Origin of the sequence: Amycolatopsis bullii, assembly GCF_014654205.1 — a bacterium.
Lineage (GTDB): Bacteria > Actinomycetota > Actinomycetes > Mycobacteriales > Pseudonocardiaceae > Amycolatopsis > Amycolatopsis plumensis.
In genome coordinates, this window is the sequence record NZ_BNAW01000003.1 from 71,843 (window position 1) to 95,705 (window position 23,863).

A 23,863-nucleotide genomic window follows, 5' to 3' on the forward strand; every position below is an offset into this window, starting at 1 on the left:
TAGGGCTCGGCCGGGTACTCATCGTCGGTGAAGAGGGTCAGAACGTCACCACGCTGCGCAGGACGTCGCCGTGGTGCATGCGCTCGAAGGCCTGTTCGACGCCGTCGACGCCGATCCGCTCGGTGACGAACTTGTCGAGCGGGAGCCGGCCCTGCAGGTAGAGGTCGACGAGCATCGGGAAGTCCCGGCTGGGCAGGCAGTCGCCGTACCAGGACGACTTCAGCGAGCCGCCGCGCGAGAAGAAGTCGATCAGCGGCAGGTCGTTCAGCCGCATCTCCGGCGTCGGGACGCCGACCAGCACGACCGTACCGGCCAGGTCGCGGCCGTAGAAGGCCTGCCGCCAGGTTTCGGGGCGGCCGACGGCGTCGATGACGACGTCGGGGCCGAACCCGCTGGTGGCGTCCTGCAGGGCTTCGACGACCTGCGCTTCGCTGAGGCCCTTGCTGTTGACGGTGTGCGTCGCGCCGAAGTCCTTCGCCCAGGTGAGCTTCCGGTCGTCCATGTCGACCGCGACGATCGTGGTGGCCCCGGCGAGTTTCGCGCCGGCGATGGCGGCGTCGCCGACGCCACCGCAGCCGATGACGGCGACCGAGTCGCCGCGCGTGACGGCGCCGGTGTTGATGGCCGCGCCCAGCCCGGCCATGACCCCGCACCCGAGCAGCCCGGCGACCGCGGGCTCGGCGGCCCGGTCGACCTTCGTGCACTGTCCGCTGTGGACAAGAGTTTTCTCGAGGAAGGCGCCGATGCCGAGGGCGGGCGAGAGCTTCGTGCCGTCTTGGAGGGTCATCGGCTGGGCGGCGTTGAAGGTGGAGAAGCAGTACCACGGCTTGCCGCGCTTGCAGGCCCGGCAGGTGCCGCAGACCGCGCGCCAGTTGAGGATGACGTAGTCGCCCGGCTCGAGATCGGTGACGCCTTCGCCGACGGCCTCGACGACCCCGGCGGCCTCGTGGCCGAGCAGGAACGGAAACTCGTCGTTGATGCCGCCCTCGCGGTAGTGCAGGTCGGTGTGGCAGACCCCGCAGGCCTGGACGTTCACGACGGCTTCGCCGGGACCGGGATCGGGCACGAGGACGGTCTCCAGCGAGACGGGCTCGCCCTTCGCCCGCGAAACGACCCCCTGGACCTCGTAGGGCATTCGAACCACCTTCCGGCTGCGCTGCTGGTCGACCGCAGCTAATCACGGATCATGCGGAGATGGCGACATCCGCATGAGTGACGTTCTGCGCAACCTGTTGCGCTTTACGCAACTGTGGTCGTCCAGGTGGCGAGGGTGGCGAGGTCCTGGCCGGTGAGGCCGGTGGCCGGGTCGACGGTGTGCAGGAGGGCGGGTGCGGGGTGGTGGCGCGCGACCCAGGCGCGGTCGGCGTCGGTGGTTTCGTCGTCGATCCAGGCGAAGGGGCGCCCGGCCGCCCACTCGACGATCGGCGCGGTCTTCCAGTGCAGCCCGGGGAGGCCTTCGTCGGGGCAGTCGAGCACGGGCAGTGGCGGCAGGCCGAGCAGCGGGGCGATGCACTCGTTGGCGTCGTGCGCCCAAGTCGTGGCCCAGACGAGCTCGCAGCCCAGTGCCAGCAGCTGCGGGCCGAGGCTCGGGTCGATACGGGACAGCAGGGGATTGCCCAGGTCGGTGCCCGTTCCGTAGGTGCGGGGACTGCCTCCGAACGGGATCAGCGGGCCGTCGACGTCGAGGAACAGCAGCATGGTCTCCGCAGTTTGGCACGGGCAGGCCGGCCTCCGGCCCCGGTTTCCAGCTTACCGGGCACCACCGACGGTTTCGGGCGGCTCCGGCAGGGCCATGGACGCGAGCTTCACCGGGTCCGCCACCGCCGCGATGCTCACGATCCGGCCGTCGACCACGGTGAACGCCACCACCGACAGCGGCGTCCCGTCCGCGCGCCACGCCACCACACCGGGCAGGCCGCCCACCAGGACGCGGCGGCCGTCGTTGGTGGCTCCGAAGCGGGCGCCCGCCGCCACGTTCGTGGCGCCCAGGACCACCACCACTCCGTCCGGCGTGTCGATCGTCAAGCGGACGTCCGGGTCGAGCACCCGCAGCAGCTCCTCGAAGTCGCCGTCGCGGGCCGCCGTCAGGAATGCCTGAACCACCTCGCGCTGGGAAGGCCCGGTCGGCGGTGCGGGGGTCCGGACCTTCCGGCGGGCCCGGCTCGCCAGCATCTTGGCCGCCGCCGTCGACTTGCCCAGGATGCGGCCGATCTCCTCGAACGGGACCGCGAACAGGTCGTGCAGCACGAACGCCAGCCGCTCGCTCGGGCCCAGCGTCTCCAGCACGACCAGCAGCGCCAGCCCCACCGAATCCGCCAGCTCCGCGTCCGCCGAGGGGTCGTCGTCGGCCTCCACCACGATCTCCTCGTACGCGCCCTCGGGACGCGCTCGGCGCGACCGCAGCACGTCCAGGCTGATCCGGCCCACCACCGTCGTCAGCCAGCCTTCGAGGTTGTCGATCGTCGCCGCGTCCTGGCGGGAGAGGCGCAGCCACGCCTCCTGGACCACGTCCTCGGCGTCGGCGTGGGAACCCAGGACCCGGTGGGCCACCGCGCGCAGCCGGTCGCGCTGCGCTTCGAACGTCGACGCCAACCTGTCGGACATGGTCGTTACCTTCCTCGCTTCTGCTCCGTCGTGGACATGACGGGCCCGGAGGGGCACAGGTAACCGATGGAGGAACCGATGGAACCACGGCTGAAGACGCCGAGCGACCCCGACGTGACCGGCGCGGTCCAGCAGCTCTACAAAGCAGTGCACGGCGCGGGTGTCGATCCGCTGCTGCTCGAGCTGGTCCACCTGCGGGCCAGCCAGATCAACGGCTGCGCGCCCTGCACCTACGCGGGTGTCCGGAACGCCAAGCGCCAGGGCGAGACCGACGACCGGCTGCACAGCGTCGTCGCCTGGCGCGAGACGCCGTTCTTCACCGAGCCGGAGCGGGCGGCGCTGGAGCTGACCGAAGCCGCCACGCGGATCCAGGACGGCCAGCCCGGCGTGACCGACGAGATCTGGGCGGCCGCCGCGGCGCACTTCGACGAGAAGCAGTTGTTGGCGATCGTCACGCACATCGCGCTCACCGGCTTCTTCAACCGCGTCAACCGCGCGATCCGGGAGCAGGCCGGCAAGACGTGGTGAGCCCGGCGGGGCGCCGCCGCGGCGCCCCGCCGAACCTGGTCAGGCCGGTGTGATGATGTACGCGATGCCGCCCGGGCCGCCCGCCACCGTGCCGTCCGCGCGGTAGCGCTTCGTCCGCTGCCAGATCTTCTCGAACTGGTCGCGCTTGTACACGTTGCGGACCCGGTCGTTGCTGCTCGACGCCGGGTCGTTCGCGATCACGTCGCCGTCCTTGGTGAAGCCGATGACGACCATGATGTGCCCCGACGTGCCGTAGCCGGCGCCGTCGAGTTCCGAGGAGAGGAACGACTGCGACGTGATCACCGGGATGCCACGGGCGATGTAGTTCTCCAGCTCGTTCAGCGAGTGCAGGCGCGTGATGTGGCCGCGCAGCCCACGCGAAGCCGCGTACGCGGTGTTGAACGGCCAGTTGCCCGTGCCGTCATACGCGTGGTCGTAGGTGTAGCGCGCCGCGAAGGCCACCTGGGGGTCGACGTAGTCCGCCGGGATCCAGGACATCTCCGCCGCCGACGGCTTCTTGCCCCAGTACTCGGCCACCATCTCGGTCGACGTCGGGCTGCACCAGGCTTCGCCGCCCCCGCCGTACTGCGGGAACTGTCCCTTGTGGAGGTTCTGCGCGTACGCGGGCACCTTCAGCTCGATCCCGGTGGCACGCCCCGGCTTCGTCGGCTGGACCTCGAAGCGGTCCGGGACGGCCGAAGTCATCGCGCCCAGCAAGCTCACCGACGGTGTTGCGCCCGAGCCGGCTTCGCGGTAGAGACTCACCCGCAGCTGGTACGACTTCAGTGTCACGCCCGCCTTCGTGACCAGCGTGTCGACGTCGACCATGGCGTTCGCGTCGTCCTGGCCGTCGACGCTGGTGCGCAGGATGTCGGTGTCGCCGCTGGCCCAGCGGCCCATCACGTACCACGCCGTTTCGGCGCCGGCCGACGTCCGGCCCTGCGCCTCCACCTGCAGCCAGGTCTTCGCGGGCGTCTTCGCGTTCCACGACGCCACCAGCTGCGTCGCGCCGAAGCCCTGCCGGTACACCGGCGACGTCCACTGGCCGTATTCGTACGTTCTCGTCGTGCCCAGTTCCGGCTCGGTGTGCTGGACCGTCCCGATCGGGTGGGTGAGGCGCAGGCCGTCGCGGTTCAGCGCCACCCCGGCGAAGTGGCCTTCGTGGAAGCGGCCGCCGGTCCACTCGTGGTAGTCGATCGCCTCGTCGTCGCGGGGCCGGACGGGCCCGGCCTCGGCGGCTTGTGCGGTTACCGCGGACAACACGACCACTGACAATAAGGTGAACAACTTGCGTACGCGCATCGCGGCTCCCTGCTCGACCCACCCAGTAGCCAGAGATTTTCGCCGGTCCGGCCGGGTCTGTAAACAGGTACCTACAGAACCGCCTGGGTCTGTGTCACTTTCGCGACCAGCTTGCCGTCATCGTCGTGGATTTCGGTTTCCACCACGACGAACTTGCGGCCCGCGTGCAGTGGTCTGGACGACGCAACGGCGTAGCCCGAACGCACCGCACGCAGGAAGTTCGTCTTCGACTCGACGGTCGTCGTGCCCTGGCCGCCCTCGGGCAGGTTGAGGAACGCGCACACGGCGCCGGTCGAGTCGGCCAGCGCCATGAGCGCGCCGCCGTGCAGCGCGCCGCCGAGCGTGCAGAGGCTCTCGTCCCACTTCAGCCGGCTGCGGACGAGTTCACGCCCGTGCTCCAGCACCTCCACGCCGAGGCGTTCCGAAAACGGCATGGAGCGGTGGAAGAGCTGCGTGCCCTCGAGATCGGTCATGCCCTCACTCTGCCGTTCAGGACAGCGGGTTCACCAGCAGCAGCTCCGTGTTGTGGTCCGTGGCCGCGCCGACCCGGTCGAGGTCGACGTGGATGTCGTTGTAGGACAGCTCGCGGTACAGCGACGCAAGCGCTTGCGGCGTCCGGGCGTCGTAGTCGACGGCGTACGGCGCTTCGGCCTCGATCAGCGTCGTGAACAGCGACAACGTGCCGTCGGCGTTGTCGGCGACCTCGACGATCCGCGCGTGCTGCGGGAAGTCGACGTGCGACGCCGTGTTGATCTCCCAGAAGCCCTGTTGCGGCGTGTTCCCGGCGTGCGCGGTGATCTTGTTGAGGTGCGTGTGGCCGTTGACCCAGGCCAGCACGTTCGGGAACCGGTTGAGCAGCGCGACGAACGCGTTACCGTCCAGCCGCGGGTCGAGCAGGTGGCGCGAGTCCGGCAGCAGGTTGCCCATCGAGCCGCTGGTGTGGTGGCTGAAGAGCAGGAACAGCTCGTCGGTGACGGCGTGGGTGACCTTGCGGCCGAAGAAGTCGTAGTACGTCGAACTGCCGCGCTTGAGCGTCGACTCGACCCAGGAGTACTGCGCGAGCCCGATCGAGCCGTCGGCGAACCCGGCGTCGGTGGTCGTGTCGAGGCTGATGCCGGTGATGCCGGGCGCGATCCGGAACGTGTAGTAGACGTTCTGGCCGTCGGCGTTGGCGCTGGTGAAGCCGTGGCCGACCGGGCCGGGGCCGGTGTTGGCCGCGTCGAGGTGGGCGCGGACGAACTCGCCGGTGCTGAAGGGTCGGCGCCGCGCGTCCGGCGTCACCTCGCGGATGGTGCCGCTGCCGCCGAACAGCTCCGCGACCGGAACGCCGGAGCCGCTCTTGATCGCGTCGGCGAGCTTCTTCGAGGTGGTCTCGTCCTTGCCGATCACCTTGTACTTCCCGGTGTACCAGGCGTCGATGCCCGGGATGTTCGCCGGCAGCGAGCCGACGATGCTGTCGTCGTGGTTGCCGAAGGTGCAGAACCACGGGACGTCGAGACCGGGCGCGGTGAAGGCCTTCATGCCCGCTTCGAGCAGGCCCGGCAGCTGCGGGAAGCCCTTCGCCGAGTACTGGTCGCCCACACCGGGGATCGAGGGGTTCCAGTACTCGTCGTTGCCCGAGGCCTGGACGCCTTCGTAGGCGTTCGCGTCGCCGGAGTTCGGGGTGACGGTGCCGCCGTTGAGGACCTTGAGGAACCACTCGAGCTCGATCAGCTCGTGGTTGTCGGTGTTGTCGCCGGTGGTGACCATGAGGTCGAACGGCCGCCCGGTGAACGGGCCCTGCCGCACGCTGTTGACGCGCTCGACGAGGGCACTGGTGGCGACGGTGCCGAGCGCCTCCTGCGGCCGGTGCGCGGAGCCGATGTAGGGGTGCAGGTACTCGAAGCGGGCGGGGCTCTCCGCGTCGGTGATGTGCAGGTCGGTGAACTGGACGAAGGCGGACAGCGCCCGGCGCCGGTCGTCGCGGCCGCTCTTCGGCGTCGCGAGATCGCTCCGCACGACCAGCGGCCAGCCGGGACCCGCGGACAGGCGCGAGTAGGTGCTGGTGGCGCCACCCGTGGCGACCTGCTCGAGCGTGGTCCCGGCGGTGGTGACCGAGCGGGCGCTCGTCAGTCGCAGGGCGCGGTCGAGGGCGTTGGCGGTGGGCGTGCAGAGCAGGAGCCCGACACCGGCGGCGCCCGCGGTGGCGAAGGTGCGCCGGGTGAGTTCGGCCATGGGTTCGCTCCCCAGTCTTCTCGGTTGCCCAGCACCGTGCCTGACGTCGGTGACCGGACGGTGAACGTGACATTTCGAGCTAGCCTGTCACGGGCATCGAGGGGGGTGTACCGCCGAAGGTCGTGGTCATTTCCGCCGTGCGGCGAGGCCGTCGAGGATCACTTCGGTGCCGAGGGCGAACAGCTCGTCCGCGGTGGTGCGCGCGAACGCCGGGCCGAGCGCCGCGACGGTGGGGAAGCCGGCCAGCCGGTTCCGGAACTCGGGATCGGTCCGTGCGGGCGTCTCGGCGGAGGCGAGCACGTGCGCGGTGAGCAGGCGGGCGATGCCCGCGGTGTCTTCGGGGGTGAAGCCCGCGTCGAGCAGGATCCGGCACGTCGTCTCGATGTGCGCCAGGCGGTTCGGCCCGGGCAAGCGCTCGCGAAGCAGGGTTGCGGCGTCGCGGTGCTTGAGCAGCAGCGCGCGGAACTGGTGCAGTCCCTGTTCGAGCTGCCCGCGCCAGTCCGCCGTCTCGTCGATGTCGAACGCGTCTTCGCAGATGGCCTCGGCGAGCAGGTCGAGCAGCTGGGCCTTGTCCTTGACGTGCCAGTACAGGGTCGGCGAGCTGACGCCGAGCCGCGCGGCGAGCCGCCGGGTGCTCAGTTCGGCGAGCCCGGCCTCGTCGAGCAGTTCGAGGGCGGCTTCGGTGATCCGGCGGCGATCGAGCGGCACCCGGCGGACTCTATCAGTGATAGATTGGTCTCTATCACTGATAGGGGACTGGGGATGCGCTGGTGGGTGGCGGTTTGTTCGCTCGTGTTCGCGATCGGCACGGCGGTGCAGAACTTCGTGGTGATCGGCCCCGGCCTGGTGGCGCGCGCGGCCTTGCTGGCGGGCGCGCCGCTGTCCGACGGTTTCCTGACCGGGTTGCGCCTGGCGGGGGACGTCTACCTGGTGGGGAACCTGCTCGGGCTGCTCGTCCTGACCGGGCGCCGGTGGGTGTTCTGGCTGGTCCTGGCGGTGAACGCCACCCAGGCAGCTGGCGTGTTCGTGATCCCGCCGCCGGTGTGGCGGGCGACGCTGGACCTGTACGGCTGGCCGGGCCTGCTGCCCTCCCTGATCACCGACGGCGGGGCGCTGGTGCTGACGTTCGCCTTGCTGTGGTGGCGGTTCAGCCCTTCAGGCCGGACTCCGCGACTCCGCGCACCAGGTACCGCTGCAGGAACGCGAACAGCAGCACGATCGGCAGGATCGACACCGCCGCCGCCAGGAACAGCAGGTTCAGCTGCGGGTTCTGCGCGGTCAGCAGGCCCGACAAGGCCACCTGGACCGTCCAGGAATCGGGCGACTGGGCGATGATCAGCGGCCACAGGAACGCGTTCCAGCTGCCGATCACGGTGATCACCGCGATCGCCGCGAAGAAGCCCTTCGAGTTCGGCACCACGACCCGCCAGAACACGCCCCAGCGGGACAGGCCGTCCACCCGCCCGGCCTCCTCCAGCTCGCGCGGGAAGTCCAGGAAGTACTGGCGGAACAGGAAGACGCTGAACGCGCTGAACAGCCCGGGGATCACCAGGCCGCGGAAGTCCGACAACCAGCCCAGCGACGAGACGACCACGAAACTCGGCACGAACGTCACCGACGTCGGGATCATCAGCGTCGCCAGCACCGCGTAGAACACGATCCTGGAATGCCGGTAGGGGATCCGCGCCAAGCCGTAGCCCGCCAGCGAGCAGAGCACCAGCAAGCCGGTCGTCTGCAGGGTCGCGACCAGCGCCGAGTTCAGCAGGCTGCGGGCGAACGGGACGTCGGAAAGCGAGAACAGCCGCGCGAAGTTCTCCCAGTGCACTGTGGACGGAAAGATCGTCCACTGTGGAGAGGTGAGGTCCGATCGCGACGCCAGCCCGTTGCGCAGCAACAGGTAGAACGGCAGCAGGAACAACACCGCCGCGACCACCAGGCAAGCCCACCGCAGGAACGCTTTCACGAAGCACGCCCGAACCGCAGCACCCGGCCCTGCAGCACCGTCACCAGTGCGATGATCAGCGCCAGGATCACCGCGCCGGCGCTGCCCCGGCCGAGGTCCTGGCCGCCCGAACCCAGTGACGTGTAGTACAGGTACACCAACGGCGGCCGGGCGAACGGCGGGTAGCCGCGTGCGTCGCCCATGATGTTGTAGAACTCGTCGAACGCCTGGTAGGCGTTGATCAGGTTGAGCAGCAGCACCGCCACCGCCGTCGCGCGCAGCTGCGGCAGCGTGATGTACCGGAACAGCTGCCAGCCCGGTTTCGCGCCGTCGAGCGAGGCCGCTTCGTACAGCTGGGCCGGGATGCGCTGCAGTGCCGCGATGAACAGGATCATGTAGAACCCCAGCTGCAGCCACAGCCGCGCGGTCACCAGCACGATCCAGTACAGCGGCGGGTCGACCGTCCCGGTCCAGGCCACCGGGTCGGCGCCGAACCACCCGAGCACCGTGTTCGCCAGTCCGTACCGGACGCCGGAGAACAGCGACGTCTTCCAGATCAGCGACGCCACCACGTACGAACACGCGAACGGCAGGAAGAACACCGATCGGAAGAACGCCTGCGCGAACCGCAGCCGGTTGACGCCCAGCGCCAGCGCCAGCGACAACACGAACGTCAGCGGCACGATGAACACCGCGAACACGCTGAACGTGCCCAGGCTCGACAGGAACGGCTCGTCGGTGAGCATGTGCCCGTAGTTGTCCAGCCCGACGAACTCGGTCGGTGTCACCGTGTTGCGCGCGTCGAAGAACGAAAGGTAGGCGCTCCAGCCGATCGGCAGGTACGCGAAGACCGCCAGCCCCAGGAGGAACGGTCCGACGAACAGCCAGAACGCGCGCGCATCGCGCTTCTTCATCCGAAGAGGCGCTTCAGCTCGGCCTTCGCCACTTCGACGGCCGTCTTGGTCTGCGCGACCGGGTCCGCGCCTTCCTTGGCGATCTTCGCGACCGCGTCGGACAGTGCCGTGTTCGCCTGCTGGGTCCACACCGGGCCGCCGACGAGGTGGCTGTTCTCCTGGACGAACCGGGCCGCGTCGGCGGCCGGGCCGGACTTGAGGCTGTCGGCGCGGCCGATCAGGCTCTGCCGGGCCGGCACGTGGAAGCCGAACTTCGTCGCGAACTCCAGCTGGTCCTGCGTCTGGTCGATCCACAGCCACTTCACGAACGCCTTGGCCTCGACGACGTGCGCGCTCTTGGCGTTCACCATCGCGCCGTACGCGCCGACCGGTACCGACGGCGCGCCACTGCCGTCCAGCTTCGGGAAGGGCAGCACGCCGAAGTCGTCGTCGAACGCCTGGCGGATCTTCGGCACGTTCCACAGCCCGGTCCACTGCATGGCGGTCAGCCCGTCGATGAAGGCGCCCGGGTCCGACCAGTCCGCCGGCGCGCCGAGCAGCAGGGAACCGTTGGCGTTCAGCGTGTGCAGCTTCGCCAGCGCAGTGGCCGCGCGCGGGTCGTCGAAGCCGACCTCGCGGTTGCCGTTCTTCAGGTAGTCGAGGCCCGCCGACCACAGCAGCGGGCCGGTCAACACGCCGACGCCGCCGTCGTTGCCCGCGAAGAGGCCCTTGACGCCGTCCTTCGTCAGCTTCGCGGCCGCGTCGACGAGCTCGTCGACCGTCTGCGGCGGCTGCACACCGGCGGCCTGCAGCAGGCTCTTGCGGTAGAACAGCAGCTGCGTGTCGGTGGCCTGCGGGATGCCGTAGACCCGGCCCTCGACGGTCTGCGCGGCCAGCACCGCCGGGCTGAAGTCGCCCTTCACCGGCCCGATGACGTCGTCGAGCGGGACGACCTGCTTCTGCCGCACCCAGTCGATCTTGACCTGTGCCTCGAAGACGTCGGGCACCTTGCTGTTCTGCAGCGCGGTGACGATCTTCGAGTCGTAGTCGCCCGGGTTCCACTGCACGGTCACGGCCGCGCCGGGGTAGCTCGCGGCGTACCGCTTGACGGCGTCCTGGACGCCTTCCTCGCCGTACGCGTGGTACCACTGCTGGAGCGGGACCTTCGGGGCGTTCGACGGCGGCGGGCCCGCCGAGTACGCCGTCGAGGGTGGCGGGTCACCCTGCCGCCCGGTGTTCGACCCGCAGGCCGTCGCCAGCGCGCCCATCCCGGCCAGTGCGAGGAAACTCCGCCTGTTCCGCTGCATCCTCAGAACCCCTCCGACGTGCTCTGAAGGTCACCATAGGGGCGTTAGGTTCCCCCATGGTGACCACCAAAGGCGTGAAGACTCGCCGGAGTCTTACCCGTTAGAGCTGGGCGATGTCGAGCTTTCCCTCGGAGTAGGACGCGCGGATCCGCTTCTTGTCGAACTTGCCGACACTGGTTTTCGGCACTTCGTCCACGAACGTCCAGTTCTCCGGCAGCTGCCACTTCGCGACCTTGTCGCTCAGGTAGTCGCGCAGCTCCTCCGGCGTGACACTCTGGCCCTCCTTGAGCACGACGGCGACCAGCGGGCGCTCGTCCCACTTCTCGTCCGGGATGCCGACGACCGCGGCCTCGGCCACCGCCGGGTGGCCCATCACCTGGTTCTCCAGGTCGACCGAGGAGATCCACTCGCCGCCGGACTTGATGACGTCCTTGGCGCGGTCGGTCAGCGTCAGGTAGCCGTCGGCGCTGATCTTGCCGACGTCGCCGGTGCGCAGCCAGCCGTCGTGGAACTTGTCCGGGTCCGGGGAATCGGCACTGTCGGAACCTCCGTAGTACTGGCCGGCGATCCACGGGCCCTGTACCTCGAGCTCGCCGACGGCTTCGTTGTCCCAGGGCAGCACCGCGCCGCCGTCGTCGATCAGCCGGGCGCGCACGGACGCCGGGAAGCGGCCCTGCGTGTAGCGGTACTTCCACACGTCGTCGCCGGTCGCCGACGCCGGCGGACGGGCGACGCTGCCCAGCGGCGACGTCTCGGTCATGCCCCAGGCGTGCAGGATCGAGACGTGGTGGCGCTCCTCGAACGCGTGCATCAGCGACGGCGGCACCGCCGACCCGCCGACGACGACCTCACGCAGGTGCGAGATGTCCTGCGGGTGGGCTTCGAGGTGGGCGAGCAGGCCCTGCCAGACGGTCGGGACCGCGCCGGCGAACGTCGGCTTCTCGGCGGCCAGCATCGCCGAAATCGGGGCCGGCTGGAGGAACCGGTCCGGCATCAGCAGCGACGCGCCGACCATCAGCGCCGCGTACGGCAGGCCCCACGCCATCGCGTGGAACATCGGCACGATGGCCAGGGCCTTGTCGCTCTGCGCCAGGTTCATGCTGTCGCTCATGCAGACCTGCATGGAGTGCAGCCAGATCGACCGGTGTGAATAGGCGACGCCCTTGGGGTCACCGGTCGTGCCCGAGGTGTAACACATCGCGGCGGCCGAGCGCTCGTCGACGTCCGGCCAGTCGAAGGTGTCGGGCTGGGCGGCCAGCAGCTCGGCGTAGGAGTGGACCTGGACGCCGTCGGGGGCTTCGAGGGACGCGGCGTCGCCGTTGGCCACGATGACGTGCCGGACCGTCTTGAACTGCGGCAGCTGCTTGGCCAGGAGGGGAACGAGGGTGCCGTCGACGATGACGACGTGGTCCTCGGCGTGGTTGGCGACGAACACGAGCTGCTCCGGGAACAGCCGGATGTTCAGCGTGTGCAGCACGGCGCCCATGGCCGGAACGGCCAGGTAGGCGGCCATGTGCTCGGCGTTGTTCCACATGAACGTGCCGACGCGCTGGTCGCCCGTCACGCCGAGGCCCCGGAGGGCGTTCGCGAGCCGGGCGGCGTGCCTGCCGAGGTCGCCGTAGGTCTCGCGGCGGGCTTCTGAACCGGTCCAGGTGATGACTTCGCTCGCCGAGTGCACCGACGTGCCGTGGCGGAGCAGGTTCGCCAGCGACAGCTGGCCCTCCTGCATGGTGCTCAACATGGTCGCTCCCGGGGGTCGTTCGCCGGTGGGCTGGGGTTGGGCCGACTCTAATGCGGATCGGGTGAAGCGAGCATGGTCAACAACGGCTCCGTTCGGTCACGGTCGTAGCGCGATCGGGCGACGACCGGACGATGATCAAGATCATCAATTTTTCGACTTTTCCTTATGTGCAAGGAAATGTGCACGAGAACAGGGCGTAACGGAAGCTCCACTTCCGGGTGAGAGAGGCCACGCCGGCCACTTCTTGGGAGCGTTTCCGCAGGCCGGAGCGGGTTGCCCGGTATCACCTCCGGGGGTAATAAGTGCGTGTCGGTTGCACGGCCACGAAGCGGGTGGCGTTTACTGGGCCCGTGGCAAGAGACGGCTGAGCAGCGCTTGCAGGAGCAAGCACTCACAAAAGCTGTCGGCCGCGAAAGCGGAGACCTGAGAGGAAAGGACACTACGTTGGCTCTGCCTACGTTGACTCCGGAGCAGCGCGCCGAGGCCCTGGCCAAGGCCGCCGAGGCTCGCAAGGCGCGTTCGGAGCTGCTCGCGTCGATCAAGTCCGGCAAGGAGAGCATCGAAAAGGTGCTCAAGCAGGCCAAGGAGAACAAGACCATCGGGAAGACGAAGGTCACCCAGCTGCTGAAGGCCGTCCCCGGCCTCGGCGCGGTGAAGGTCGCCGCCCTGCTCGAGCAGGCCGGCATCGACCCGGACCGGCGTGCGGCCGGTCTGGGCGAGCGTCAGCGCGAGGCGCTCATCGACGCGCTCAAGTAGCGCGTCACCAGGAGCTGACCGCGGGGGGAGTGTCGCTGGCGACACTTCCCTCGCGGATCTCCCGTCGCCTGGGACGCTGGGTCTTGTGAGTTCTCCTGATCCGGCGACCCCGGCTGACCTCGCCGCCCGCTACCAGCGTGGCGACTTCCTCTTCACGACGGCTTCGCGCGCACTCCTCGCGCAGGGCACGATCCGGACGGTGACCGAGACGGACCCGCGGCGGCTCGCCTCGGCGATCCCCGGCGTCCTGGCCGAGACGGGCGCCCCGCTGGCCGTCGGCGTCCTGCCGTTCGACACCGGACCCGACACGAAGGTGCCGGGTCACCTCGTCGTGCCGCGGACGGTGCACCGCTCCTCGGGAGCGCCTTCGCTGCCGCGCGAGACGCTGCCGATGCCCGTGCGGGTGCGTGCGGTGCCCTCACCGGCGCTGCACATGTCGTCGGTGCGCGCCGCGGTAGCTGCGTTGGACGCGCGTGACCTGCGCAAAGCCGTCTTGGCACGTGCCCTGGACCTCGAGTTCACCGCGCCGGTGCCGACCGAGAGCATCGTGCGGAACCTGGCCGTCGGCAATCCCCGGCACTTCACCTACGCGGCCGAGCTGCCGGGCGGCCGGTCACTCGTCGGGGCGACCCCCGAGCTGCTGCTGCGCCGCACCGGGCGGACGGTCTTCTCCTCGCCGCACGCCGGCTCGATGCCGCGTTCGGCCGACCCGGTCGTCGACCGCGCGAACGGCGAGGCGCTGCGGAACTCCCGCAAGGACCAGCTCGAGCACGCCGTGGTGATCGACTACCTGGTCGAGGCGCTGCGGCCGTTCTGCCGGACCCTGGACGTCCCGGCCGGCCCGGAGCTGGTCACGACCCCGGCGATCTGGCACCTGCGCACGCCGATCGCGGGCGAGCTGGCGGACCCGGACATCACGGCGCTGGACCTGGCGGCGGCCCTCCACCCGACCCCGGCGATCTGCGGCACCCCGACGGAGGGTGCGCGTGAGCTGGTCCAGGAGCTGGAGCCGTTCGACCGCGACTACTACGCGGGCGCGGTCGGCTGGGTCGACGCAGCGGGCGACGGCGAGTGGGCGGTGGCGATCCGGTGCGCGGAGATCGCCTCGACGTCGATGCGGTTGTACGCGGGCGGGGGGATCGTGGCGGCTTCGGATCCGCAGGCGGAGCTGGACGAGACGACGGCGAAGTTCCGGACGCTGTTGACCGCGATGGGCCTGGCCGACCTCCCGGACTGACCGGCCCAGAGCGCCCCAATGTGGCCTTCGGTGCGTCAGACGCACCCAAGGCGGCCTTCGGTGCTCCATCCATGCCCCCGCCACCACCCTCAACGGAGGCGCTTCGCGCCGCAGTGCTGATTCAACGCAACCAAGGCCACCTTGGGGCGCTCGGGCTCAGGGGGTCCAGTGTTCCTCGGTGACCGACAGCTCCTCGGTGGTCAGCACCGCGATGGCCGCCCGGTAGCCGTCCGCGGCCTTCAGGTCCGCCAGCCGCGTCGTGGCCGGGTTCAGGGCCGGGTCGCCTGACGCGGCCAGGCGGGCCGGCTCGTCGTAGCGGGAGAACGTGATGCTCTGCAGCGGGATGCGCAGGCCCTTGCCGGTGGCCTTCATCACCGCCTCCTTGCGGGTCCAGTAGACGAAGAACGCCGCGGCCTTCTCCTCCGGCCCCAGGCCCGCCAGGTGCTCCGCCTCCGCCGGGCTCAGCGCGTAGTCGATCAGGCCGTCGTCCGCGCGGCGGGTCGCCGTCTCGACGTCCAGCCCCACCGGGACCGACGGCGTCGCCGCGATGCCGATCAGCTCGCCCGAATGGGAGATCGACAGCGTCAGGTCCGCGCCCGGGACGCGGGGCCTGCCGTGCGGCTTGCCGCAGTCTTCGCAGGTCGCGTCGAACCGCACCGCCTCGACGGCCAGGCCGAGCCGCTCGGCCGCGACCGTCTTGGCCAGGACCCGGCCGGTGAGGAACCGCCGCTTGTCCGCCTCCTGCCGGTACGCCTCGAAGCGGCCCTGTTCGACGTCGTCGAGCAGGCGCAGGAAGCGTTCCTCGGCGGGCAACGGCGACGACCAGCGGACCTCGATCTCCATCACCCCTCCGATCCTTCCCGGCCCGGAAGCCGTTGTCACGAATTCCGGCCGAGGTCTGGGGTTATCCCCGCCCCACGAGGTACCCTCGGGTAAGCAAGCGCTTAGCCAGAGTCGGAGGAGCACCCGGGACATGGACTTTTCACTCAGCACCGAAGAACGGGAAGTGCGCGACTGGGTCCGCACGTTCGTCCAGCGGGAGCTGGTCCCGCTCGAGCAGGAAGTCCTCCGGCGCGAGCGCGCCCACCAGCCCGGCCTCACCGGCGAGGAGCTCAAGGACCTCCAGCTCAAGGCGAAGGAGTCCGGCTTCTGGGGCGTGCTGACGCCCGAGGAGTACGGCGGCATGGGCCTGTCCGCCGTGATGGCCGCGCTGCTGGAGGCCGAGCTCGGCCGGACCTTCGTGCCGTTCCGCTTCGGCGGCGCCGCCGACAACATCCTGTTCCACGCCAACGAAGAGCAGAAGCAGGCCTACCTGCTGCCCACCATCTCGGGCGAGCGCAAGTCGTGCTTCGCGATCACCGAGCCGGGTGCCGGGTCGGACGCCAAGGCCATCCGGACCACCGCCCGCAAGGACGGCAGCGACTGGATCATCAACGGCGAGAAGACCTTCATCACCGGGGGCAACGAGGCCGACTTCACCATGGTCTTCGCCATCACCGACCCGGAGAAGGGTGCGAACGGCGGGGTCACCTGCTTCCTCGTCGACCGTGAGGCCGGCTGGAAGTCCGAGTACATCGACACCATGGGCGAGTGGGGCCCGGCGTCGCTGATCTTCCAGGACGTCCGCGTCCCGGAGACGCAGATCCTCGGCGAGGAGGGCCGCGGCTTCGAGCTGGCCATGCAGTGGATCGGCCAGGGCCGCTACCTGCTGCCCGCTCGCGCGATCGGTTCCTGCGAACGACTGATCACCATGGCCATCGAGCACGCCAACACGCGCGAGACGTTCGGGCAGAAGATCGCCGAACGGCAGGCCATCCAGTGGATGATCGCCGACTCCGGCGTCGAGCTCGAGGCGCTGCGGTGGCTGGTGCTGCACGCCGCCTGGCAGGTCGACCAGGGCGTGGATTCGCGGCACGCGCAGTCGATGGCGAAGCTGTACGGGGGCCAGAAGGCCAACGAAATCGTCGATCGCGTCCTGCAGATCCACGGTGGCATGGGCTACACGCGCGAGCTGCCGGTCGAGCGGTGGTACCGCGAGCTGCGGCTGCTGCGCATCTACGAGGGCACCGACGAGATCCAGCGCCGGACGATCGCCCGCAACCTGCTCAAGGGGCACGTCAAGGTCGGCGGGACGCTGGGCTGAGAACGCGAGAAGCCGTCAAGGCCGCCCCGAAGGGAGCGGCCTTGACGGCGTTTCGGCTTGCTTACTTCTTGTTGCGGATGGCGATCGGGACGCCCGCGAGGTCCTCTTCGTTGCACAGGAGCTTCACGTCGTAGTACGGCGAACCCTGGCGGTCGTCGTAGTCGAGGTGGATGGCCAGGACGTCGAGCGGCTCGCCCAGCCACTCCTGCGCCTGCCGTAGCCACTTCGAGCACCGCTCCAAGGCGGTGGGGAGATCGTCATCACGGAACTCGACGGGGCGATAGGGCACATCCTGCACCTGATCGCGGGGGTTTTCCGGCGCCGGGAGGCCCGGCGCGAGACCCGAGTCGTCCAGTTCCAGTTGGATCGTTTCCTCAGTCACCCTTCGAGCGTCCCCCACCCGCGCCGTCTGGGCAAGGCGTACACAGGTAAAAGCGCCGCTAAACGGACACTCCCCACTCTTTCGCGACGATTTCCCGGCACCGTCGCAAGTCGGTGACGCCGGGCGCGGACGTGCAGCCCAGCGCCCTGGAGGCCAGTTCCGCGTAGTGCTCCGCGAGCTCGTCCAGCGCCAGCGGGCCGCGTGGGGAATACCACCTCGCGACCCCGCTGCACATCTCGAGCAGGGCGAGCCGGGTCACCGCCGGGTGCTCCACACGGAACACCCCGGCCGCCACCCCCTCGTCGATCGCGGCCGCCCACAGCCGTTCGTAGGCGTCCCGCAGGGCCACCACCGGCTCGCGCGCGGCCGGGGACAGGACGTCGACTTCGTTGTCCACCACCCGGGTTTCGGCCGGTCCGACGGCGTGCGCGAGGACGTGCAGCACGACCAGCGTGCGCAGCCGGTGCACCGGGTCGCCGCCGCCCGCGGTCGCCTCGCGGGCCGCGTCGAGCAGCCGGTTCAGCGCCGTGTGCATGATTTCGGCGAGCAGATCCTCTTTGGTGCCCATGTAGTGGTACAGGCTGGCCGAGGACAGTTCCGCCTCTTGCGCCAGATCCCGGATGCCGGTGCCGTGGAAGCCCTTGGTGGCGAACAGCTTCACCGCCGCCGCACGCACCCGCTCCCGGCTGCTCACAGCCATGCTCCCGCCTTCGCGTCCCAGGACCCGGCCCGCGGGTCCGCGACCTTCCGCAGCTCCCCCTTGGTCACCCGCTCCGACGGCGTCATCGGCAGCGAATCGGCGAACGCCCAGAACCGCGGAACCTTGAAGTAGGCCAGTTTCCCGGCGCAGAACGCGGCGAGCTCGGCGGGGTCGGGCCGGTCGCCGTCGCACACGACGTACGCCTTGATCTCCTCGCCGCGCAGCTCGTCCGGCACCGCGACGACGGCGGCCAGCCGGACCGCCGGGTGCAGCAGCAGCGCCCGCTCGACCTCGTCGGCGGAGACGTTTTCGCCGCTGCGGCGGATCATGTCCTTGGTCCGGCCCACGTAGTAGACCCGGCCCTCGGCGTCCATCCGGGCCAGGTCGCCGGTGTGGAACCAGCCGTTTTCGAACGCCTTCGCCGTCGCGTCCGGATCGTCGTGGTAGCCGTGCATCAGCCCGATCCCGCGGATCAGCAGCTGCCCGGTTTCCCCGCGCGGCACCGGCTTCCCGTCGTCGCCGGCGATCAGCACCTCGCGATCGCGGCTCGGCCGCCCGATGCAGCCGGTGCCGACGGTCTCGTCGTGGTCGGCCGCGGTCATCCGGATGTCGCCGCCGGTTTCGGTCATCCCGAACGCCTCGTACCACGGCACGCCCCAGCGGGCCTCGAGCTCGGCGTGCAGGTCGTGCGGGATGGCGGACGCGCAGATCGCGCGGACGCGGTGCTCGCGGTCGGCCTCGGACGGCTCCTGCCGCAGCAGCAGCGTCGGCATCAGGCCCAGGCAGTAGAACCAGGTGACGCGGTGTTCGCGGACCTTCGCCCAGAACGTGCTCGGGTGGAACCGGTCCAGCACGACCAGGGTGGCGCCGCCCGCGAGCCCCAACGCGACGTTCCACTGTGGATCGATGTAGTGGAACGGCTGCGCGGTCAGGATGACGTCGTCCTCGCCGACGGCCGGGAAGTCGGCGGCCAGGCTCACCGCGAGGGTGGTCCAGTAGCGGTTCGGCAGGACGCACCCCTTCGGCGCGCCGGTGGTCCCGGAGGTGTACTGGATGTTGACCGCCGTCTCCGGCACCGGCGTGAACTCCGGCGGTTCGGCGTCGGTGCGGAGTTCGTCCGGGGTGATGACCTCGGTCAGGCCGATCCGGTCGAGGAGGGCGGTGAACTCGGGGGCGGCGACGGCCAGCTTCGCGCCGGAGTGGCGGAGCACGTGGGCGCCGTCGAACTCCTGGTAGTTCGTGTTGACCGGCACGAGCTGCGCGCCGATCTTCGCCAGTGCGAGCCAGATCAGCGGGAACTCCGGCTGGTTGCGCAGCATCACGGCGACGCGGTCGCCTTGGCCGATCCCGCGTTCCGCCAGCGCCGCGGCGATCCGGGAGCTTTCCCGGTCGACCTCGGCGAAGGTGAACGTCCGGTCCAGGTGGTCGAAGATCCAGGCCGTGTGCTCCGGCCACAGCGCGGCGGCCCGCATGACGAGCTGCGCGAGCGTCCCGATCTCGGACAGAGGGGTCACGCCCGGCTCCGGAAGGCTTCGGTGGACGCGGCGACCGCGGCCGAGTGCTCGGTGATCAGGGCGTGGCTGACCTCGAGTTCGAGGGCGGGCTCGAGGTCGGTGCTCGCGTCGAGGACGCGCTTCGCCATCGCCGCGGCGGCCGGCGGGTGCTCGGCGATCCGCTTGGCCCAGCTCAGCGCCTCGGCCTGGAGCTGCTCGGCGGGCACGGCCGCGTTGACCATGCCCAGCTCGGCCGCCTTCCGGCCGTCGAAGCGCTCGCCCAGCAGCAGGAGCTCTTTCGCCTTGAGCGGGCCGACCAGCAGCGGGAGCAGCCGCGACGCCGCGCCGGTGACGCTCAGCCCGAGCGAGACCTCGGGGAACGCGAACACGGCGTCCTCGGCGGCCAGGATCAGGTCGCAGCCGAGCGCGAACTCCGCGCCGGCGCCGATCGCGTAGCCGTGCACCGCCGCGATCACCGGCTGCCGCAGGCCGCGCAGCCGCCGCGTGACGTCCTGGAGCCGGTCCAGCCGCGCCCGTGAGTCACCCGCGGGGGCGGGTTCCTTGAGGTCGTGGCCGGCGCAGAAGGCGCGCCCGTTCCCGGACAGGACCACGACGCGGGCGTCGCTGCGGGCGGCCTCGTCGAGGGCGGCGAGGAAGTCGTCGACCAGCACGGCGGCGACCGCGTTCAGCCGCTCGGGCCGGTTCAGCCGGATGTGCGCGATGCCGTCCTCGACGGCGAAGTCCACGGTGGGCATGAGGGCGATGCTAGACGTTCGATCGATCGATCGATAGCCTCTGAATGTTGCAGCGGCGCGAAGCGCCTCCGTTGAGGGCGGCGGTGGGGAGGAAGGCGGAGCGTGCGAGTCGATGCGGTCTACGAAAACGCCACGGTATGGACGGGCGCCGGCGTGACCAGCGCCATCGCCGTCCTGCACGGCCGGGTGGTCGCGCTGGGCGATGAGGCGCGTGAGCTTTCGGCGCGCTCCCGGGTCGACCTCGCCGGCGGGTTCGTCGTGCCCGGCTTCCACGACGCCCACAACCACATGGCGTGGTTCGGCATGGGCCTCGACGACGTCCCGCTCAGCGACTGCCGCAGCGTCGAGGAGGTCTACGACGCCGTCGCCGCGCGCGCCGCGACACTGCCGCCCGGGAGCTGGGTGGTCGGCAGCGGGTACGACCAGAACAAGCTCGCCGGCGGGCACCCGGACCGGCGCGGCCTCGACCGCGCCGCACCGGGCATGCTCGTGCGGCTCAAGCACACGTCCGGGCACATGACCGTGGTCAACTCGGCCGTGCTCGACCAGCTCGACCTGGCGCACGTCCCGGTGGGCGGCGACGTCGTGCTCGACGCCGGCGGCTCGCCGACCGGGCTGCTGCGCGAGCAGGCGCAGCTGCTGCTGCGGCCGCTCACCTACCCGACCCCGGTCGAGCGGGTCGTGCGCGGGCTCGAGCGGGCGTCCGAGCAGTACCTGGCCGAGGGCATCACCAGCGTCCAGGAGGCCGGGATCGGCGGTGGCCTGGTCGGCGAGACGCCCGCGGAACTGGCCGCCTACCAGCTCGCGCGCGACCGCGGCCTGCTGCGCGTGCGCAGCACGGTGATGGTCGCCGCGAGCGTGCTGCACGACCTGCCCGACGACGCCGGCTTCGGCCTCGACCTCGGCCTGCGCACCGGCCTCGGCGACGAGTGGCTGCGCGTCGGCCCGATGAAGTTGTTCGCCGACGGCTCCCTGGTCGGGCGCACCTGCGCGATGCACGACCCGTTCGACGGCGAGCCGGGCAACCGCGGCTACTTCCAGGTGCCCGAGGACGAGCTCGCCCGCACGATCCGCCGCGCACACGAGGCGGGCTGGCAGATCGCGACGCACGCGATCGGCGACCGCGCGATCACCGTCGTCCTCGACGCCTACGAAGCCGCGTTGGCCGCTTCGCCGCGCACGGACCACCGGCACCGCATCGAGCACTGTGCGGTGCTCCGGCCCGCGGAGCTGACCCGGCTCGCCTCGCTCGGCATCATCCCGTCACCGCAGGGCCGGTTCGTCAACGAGCTCGGTGACGGCATGCGCGCCGCGCTCGGTGACTCCCGCGTGCCCTGGTGCTACCGGCTGCGCAGCGTCCTGGACGCGGGTTGCGTGCTTCCGGCGTCCTCCGACCGGCCCGTGGTGAACGGCGCACCGCTGCTCGCGCTCGCCGACATGGTGCGTCGGCGCACGGCGTCAGGCGCGCCCTTCGCTCCCGAAGAGGCGCTGACGCCGGAGCAGGCGTTGCGCGCGTACACGTACGGCTCGGCGTACGCGACCTTCGCCGAGCGTGACCTGGGCACGCTCGAACCCGGGAAGCTCGCCGACTTCGCCGTGCTGTCCGGTTCGCCCCTGGACGAGTCCGCTGTGGACGGGCTCGCTTCCGGAGAACTCAGCGTGCAAGGCACCGCCGTCGGCGGCGAACTGCGTTATCAAGCGTGATGACCACCTCCCTTCCAGCCCGACCGTAACGACCACCACCGACAAAACCGGGAGGCGAGATGCCCGTCCGCGACGCCGTCTTCGAGGACATCGAAGAGATCTGCGCGCTCATCGAGGAGCACGCCGTCTACGAGGACAACCACGACCTGAAGCTGGACCGCGCCGAGATGAGCGGGCACCTGTTCGGGCCGGACCCGAAGGCGTGGGTGCTGATCGCGACCCCGCCCGGAGAGCCCGGCACGGTGGCCGGCTTCGCCTTCTGCAGCTGGAACTTCTCCACCTGGGAGGCGCGGCCGGGGATCTGGCTGGACGACCTGTTCGTCCGCCCCGCGTACCGCCGCCACGGGCTCGGCGGCGAGCTGCTGGACGAGCTGCGGAACCGCACGAGCGGGCGCGTCGAGTGGGACATGCAGGAGGGCAACGAAAAGGGCGAGGCGTTCTATGCCCAGCTCGGCGCGGAGCCGGTGCCCGGCTGGATCCGCTACCGCTGGCGGCCGTGAACTTTCACGAGAAAGTACGCGGCCCCGTATCGTATGCGGTATGGGAGATGGTTCGGTCCGGAGGTCCTCGTCGGTCGAGGACTACGTCCGGGTGATCTACGGCCTGGTCGAGCGGGGTGAGGCGGTCACCAACGCGTCGCTCGCCGGCCGGCTGGAGGTCAGCCCGTCCTCGGCGTCGGGGATGGTCACGAAGCTGTCCCAGCTGGGTCTGGTCACCCACGTGCCTTACCGCGGCATCGAGCTCACGGCCGACGGCAGGCTCCTGGCGCGCTCGGTGCTCCGGCGGCACCGGCTGATCGAGACGTACCTGGTGTCCGAGCTCGGCTACACGTGGGACGAGGTCCACGCGGAGGCGGACGCCCTGGAGCACGCGGTGTCGGACAGGCTGGTCGAGCGCATAGCGGCGAAGCTGGGCAACCCGGTCCGCGACCCGCACGGCGACCCGATCCCGGCGCCGGACGGCAGCGTGGAGGAACTGCCGGTCCGCATCCTGGACGACCTCCCGCCGGGGGCGGTGGGCGAGATCGTCCGGGTCTGGGACACGGACCCGGAGCTGCTGAGGTACCTGACCGAACACGCGATCAACCTGGGCGAGCGCATCGAGGTCGTGGAGCGGCAGCCGTTCGGGGGGCCGATGGTGGTGAAGGTGGGGTCGCCGCCGGATGCCGCCACGCACGCCATCGGCAAGGAGATCGCTCAGGCGTTGTCGGTCACCCTGCGCTGAGGGACGTACGCGCGGGTGACGTCGTGAAGCGGATGTGGTGACGCCCTCCTCCACACGACCATGACCGCATGAAACCCTTCCGCTTCGGCGTCGTCGCCGGTTATGCGCCCGATCTGACCTCCTGGACCGCGCAGGCCGAGCGGGTCGAGAAGCTCGGCTTCGACACCCTGCTCGCCACCGATCCCGTCGGCACCGCCGACCCCTTCGTCCTGCTCGGGGCCGCCGCCGCGGTCACCATCGACCTCACGCTCGGGACCTTCGTGCTCGCCGACCCCTTCCGCGACGCCGCGGCGCTCGGCTGGCAGGCGCAGACCCTGCACCGGCAGACCCGCGGCCGGTTCGAGCTCGGGCTGGGCGTCGGGCGGCCCGGCGCCGAGACGCACGCGGCGGCCCTCGGGCGGGAATTCCCCTCACCGGGTGAGCGCATCACACGGATGGCCGCCACCATCGCGCACCTCAAGCGCGAGCCCGACCGGCCGCGGTTGGTGCTCGCGGGCGGTGGGCCGAAAATGCTGGCGCTCGCCGCGCAAGAAGCCGACACCGTGACCTTCACCTGGCGCCCGACGACCACCGAAGCCGAGGCGCAGTCCATTGTGGATCAATTTCGGGAACTCGCCGGGTCGCGGCTGCCGGAGATCGAGCTCGGCCTGAACCTGATGGCCGTCGGCAGCGAGCCGTCGCCGGGAATCGCGCGGTGGGCCGGGGTCGACGTGCCGGAACTCGCCGCCGGGGGTGCCGTGACCGTGCTGCCCGAGGATCCCGGCGCGGCCGCGGAAACCCTTCTCCGGTGGCGGGAACGGTGGGGGATTTCCTACGTCACGATCAACTCCGGCTACGCGGAACCGTTCGCGGCAATCGCCGACGAGGCGCGCAAGGCAGGTGGGTGAGGGCCCTTCCGATCTTGCGAAGCGGCGCCTACGCTCCAATGTTCTGTAAAC

General features: G+C 70.4%; 24 protein-coding genes. 8 read left to right on the top strand and 16 right to left on the bottom strand.

All coding sequences use genetic code 11. The features are described 5' to 3' along the window. Window positions 1-37: 37 nt before the first annotated feature. The 3 genes from IE317_RS05130 to IE317_RS05140 form a co-directional block, all read right to left on the bottom strand. Window positions 38-1,135 (bottom strand): S-(hydroxymethyl)mycothiol dehydrogenase, encoded by a 1,098-nt coding sequence (locus IE317_RS05130; protein ID WP_191306879.1) that lies wholly within the window; start codon window positions 1,133-1,135, stop codon window positions 38-40. Between the two features lie 104 nt (window positions 1,136-1,239). After that, complete coding sequence (locus IE317_RS05135) at window positions 1,240-1,698, bottom strand: HAD domain-containing protein (RefSeq protein WP_191306880.1); 459 nt, start codon at window positions 1,696-1,698, stop codon at window positions 1,240-1,242. Between the two features lie 51 nt (window positions 1,699-1,749). Continuing rightward, window positions 1,750-2,604, bottom strand: a complete 855-nt coding sequence (locus IE317_RS05140; RefSeq protein ID WP_191306881.1) for a sigma-70 family RNA polymerase sigma factor — start codon at window positions 2,602-2,604, stop codon at window positions 1,750-1,752. Between the two features lie 78 nt (window positions 2,605-2,682). Here IE317_RS05140 and IE317_RS05145 point away from each other — a divergent pair, with 78 nt between their 5' ends. Continuing rightward, window positions 2,683-3,132 carry a carboxymuconolactone decarboxylase family protein gene (locus tag IE317_RS05145; RefSeq protein WP_191306882.1) on the top strand — a complete coding sequence of 150 codons (450 nt, stop codon included), beginning with the start codon at window positions 2,683-2,685 and terminating at the stop codon, window positions 3,130-3,132. 39 nt (window positions 3,133-3,171) lie between these two features. On the opposite strand, the gene IE317_RS05150 is transcribed toward IE317_RS05145, so the two are convergent. From IE317_RS05150 to IE317_RS05185, 8 genes are all read right to left on the bottom strand, one after another. Next, entirely contained in the window at window positions 3,172-4,434 is a 1,263-nt protein-coding gene (locus IE317_RS05150; RefSeq protein WP_191306883.1) for a peptidase C39 family protein, read from the bottom strand. A 71-nt stretch (window positions 4,435-4,505) separates the two neighbouring features. Then, window positions 4,506-4,907 carry a PaaI family thioesterase gene (locus IE317_RS05155; protein ID WP_191306884.1) on the bottom strand — a complete coding sequence of 134 codons (402 nt, stop codon included), beginning with the start codon at window positions 4,905-4,907 and terminating at the stop codon, window positions 4,506-4,508. 16 nt (window positions 4,908-4,923) lie between these two features. Next, window positions 4,924-6,648, bottom strand: coding sequence for a TIGR03767 family metallophosphoesterase (locus IE317_RS05160; RefSeq protein WP_191306885.1), 1,725 nt, complete (start codon window positions 6,646-6,648; stop codon window positions 4,924-4,926). A gap of 126 nt (window positions 6,649-6,774) precedes the next feature. Beyond that, entirely contained in the window at window positions 6,775-7,356 is a 582-nt protein-coding gene (locus IE317_RS05165; RefSeq protein ID WP_191306886.1) for a TetR/AcrR family transcriptional regulator C-terminal domain-containing protein, read from the bottom strand. A 439-nt stretch (window positions 7,357-7,795) separates the two neighbouring features. Next, on the bottom strand, window positions 7,796-8,611 hold the full coding sequence (locus IE317_RS05170; RefSeq protein ID WP_191306887.1) for a carbohydrate ABC transporter permease: 816 nt from the start codon (window positions 8,609-8,611) through the stop codon (window positions 7,796-7,798). After that, window positions 8,608-9,504, bottom strand: coding sequence for a carbohydrate ABC transporter permease (locus IE317_RS05175; RefSeq protein WP_191306888.1), 897 nt, complete (start codon window positions 9,502-9,504; stop codon window positions 8,608-8,610). The genes IE317_RS05170 and IE317_RS05175 overlap by 4 nt, the downstream gene beginning before the upstream one ends. Beyond that, window positions 9,501-10,790, bottom strand: coding sequence for an ABC transporter substrate-binding protein (locus tag IE317_RS05180; protein WP_229902482.1), 1,290 nt, complete (start codon window positions 10,788-10,790; stop codon window positions 9,501-9,503). Before IE317_RS05180 ends, IE317_RS05175 begins: the two co-directional genes overlap by 4 nt. A gap of 100 nt (window positions 10,791-10,890) precedes the next feature. Continuing rightward, the gene (locus IE317_RS05185) at window positions 10,891-12,531 is read right to left on the bottom strand and encodes a long-chain fatty acid--CoA ligase (RefSeq protein ID WP_191306889.1); all 1,641 of its coding nucleotides are present in this window, start codon (window positions 12,529-12,531) and stop codon (window positions 10,891-10,893) included. Between the two features lie 444 nt (window positions 12,532-12,975). On the opposite strand from IE317_RS05185, the gene mihF reads away from it, so the two are divergent. Both mihF and IE317_RS05195 read left to right on the top strand, forming a co-directional pair. After that, entirely contained in the window at window positions 12,976-13,287 is a 312-nt protein-coding gene (gene mihF / locus IE317_RS05190; protein WP_051767699.1) for an integration host factor, actinobacterial type, read from the top strand. A gap of 85 nt (window positions 13,288-13,372) precedes the next feature. Further along, the gene (locus IE317_RS05195; RefSeq protein ID WP_191306890.1) at window positions 13,373-14,524 is read left to right on the top strand and encodes an isochorismate synthase; all 1,152 of its coding nucleotides are present in this window, start codon (window positions 13,373-13,375) and stop codon (window positions 14,522-14,524) included. Between the two features lie 156 nt (window positions 14,525-14,680). Here IE317_RS05195 and IE317_RS05200 read toward each other — a convergent pair whose 3' ends face one another. Next, window positions 14,681-15,367 carry a 4'-phosphopantetheinyl transferase family protein gene (locus IE317_RS05200; protein WP_191306891.1) on the bottom strand — a complete coding sequence of 229 codons (687 nt, stop codon included), beginning with the start codon at window positions 15,365-15,367 and terminating at the stop codon, window positions 14,681-14,683. A gap of 130 nt (window positions 15,368-15,497) precedes the next feature. Here IE317_RS05200 and IE317_RS05205 point away from each other — a divergent pair, with 130 nt between their 5' ends. Beyond that, window positions 15,498-16,667 (top strand): acyl-CoA dehydrogenase family protein, encoded by a 1,170-nt coding sequence (locus IE317_RS05205; RefSeq protein WP_191306892.1) that lies wholly within the window; start codon window positions 15,498-15,500, stop codon window positions 16,665-16,667. 61 nt (window positions 16,668-16,728) lie between these two features. Here IE317_RS05205 and IE317_RS05210 read toward each other — a convergent pair whose 3' ends face one another. Genes IE317_RS05210 through IE317_RS05225 form a run of 4 tightly spaced genes read right to left on the bottom strand, consistent with a single transcriptional unit; the run spans window position 16,729 to window position 19,997 of the window. After that, the gene (locus IE317_RS05210) at window positions 16,729-17,049 is read right to left on the bottom strand and encodes a hypothetical protein (RefSeq protein ID WP_191306893.1); all 321 of its coding nucleotides are present in this window, start codon (window positions 17,047-17,049) and stop codon (window positions 16,729-16,731) included. Window positions 17,050-17,107: 58 nt separating this feature from the next. After that, complete coding sequence (locus IE317_RS05215) at window positions 17,108-17,749, bottom strand: TetR/AcrR family transcriptional regulator (protein ID WP_441296292.1); 642 nt, start codon at window positions 17,747-17,749, stop codon at window positions 17,108-17,110. Beyond that, window positions 17,740-19,263 carry an ATP-dependent acyl-CoA ligase gene (locus IE317_RS05220; protein WP_191306894.1) on the bottom strand — a complete coding sequence of 508 codons (1,524 nt, stop codon included), beginning with the start codon at window positions 19,261-19,263 and terminating at the stop codon, window positions 17,740-17,742. Before IE317_RS05220 ends, IE317_RS05215 begins: the two co-directional genes overlap by 10 nt. Next, a complete protein-coding gene (locus IE317_RS05225; RefSeq protein WP_191306895.1) occupies window positions 19,260-19,997 on the bottom strand; it encodes an enoyl-CoA hydratase/isomerase family protein in 738 nt (245 codons plus the stop codon). The genes IE317_RS05220 and IE317_RS05225 overlap by 4 nt, the downstream gene beginning before the upstream one ends. Before the next feature lie 102 nt (window positions 19,998-20,099). On the opposite strand from IE317_RS05225, the gene IE317_RS05230 reads away from it, so the two are divergent. The 4 genes from IE317_RS05230 (at window position 20,100) to IE317_RS05245 (ending at window position 23,812) form a co-directional block, all read left to right on the top strand. After that, window positions 20,100-21,701: an amidohydrolase gene (locus IE317_RS05230; RefSeq protein ID WP_191306896.1), complete on the top strand. Its 1,602-nt coding sequence runs from the start codon at window positions 20,100-20,102 to the stop codon at window positions 21,699-21,701. Between the two features lie 59 nt (window positions 21,702-21,760). After that, window positions 21,761-22,201, top strand: a complete 441-nt coding sequence (locus tag IE317_RS05235; RefSeq protein WP_191306897.1) for a GNAT family N-acetyltransferase — start codon at window positions 21,761-21,763, stop codon at window positions 22,199-22,201. Window positions 22,202-22,241: 40 nt separating this feature from the next. Continuing rightward, complete coding sequence (locus tag IE317_RS05240; protein ID WP_013230121.1) at window positions 22,242-22,925, top strand: metal-dependent transcriptional regulator; 684 nt, start codon at window positions 22,242-22,244, stop codon at window positions 22,923-22,925. A 68-nt stretch (window positions 22,926-22,993) separates the two neighbouring features. Then, window positions 22,994-23,812, top strand: a complete 819-nt coding sequence (locus IE317_RS05245; RefSeq protein WP_191306898.1) for an LLM class flavin-dependent oxidoreductase — start codon at window positions 22,994-22,996, stop codon at window positions 23,810-23,812. Window positions 23,813-23,863: the final 51 nt, after the last annotated feature.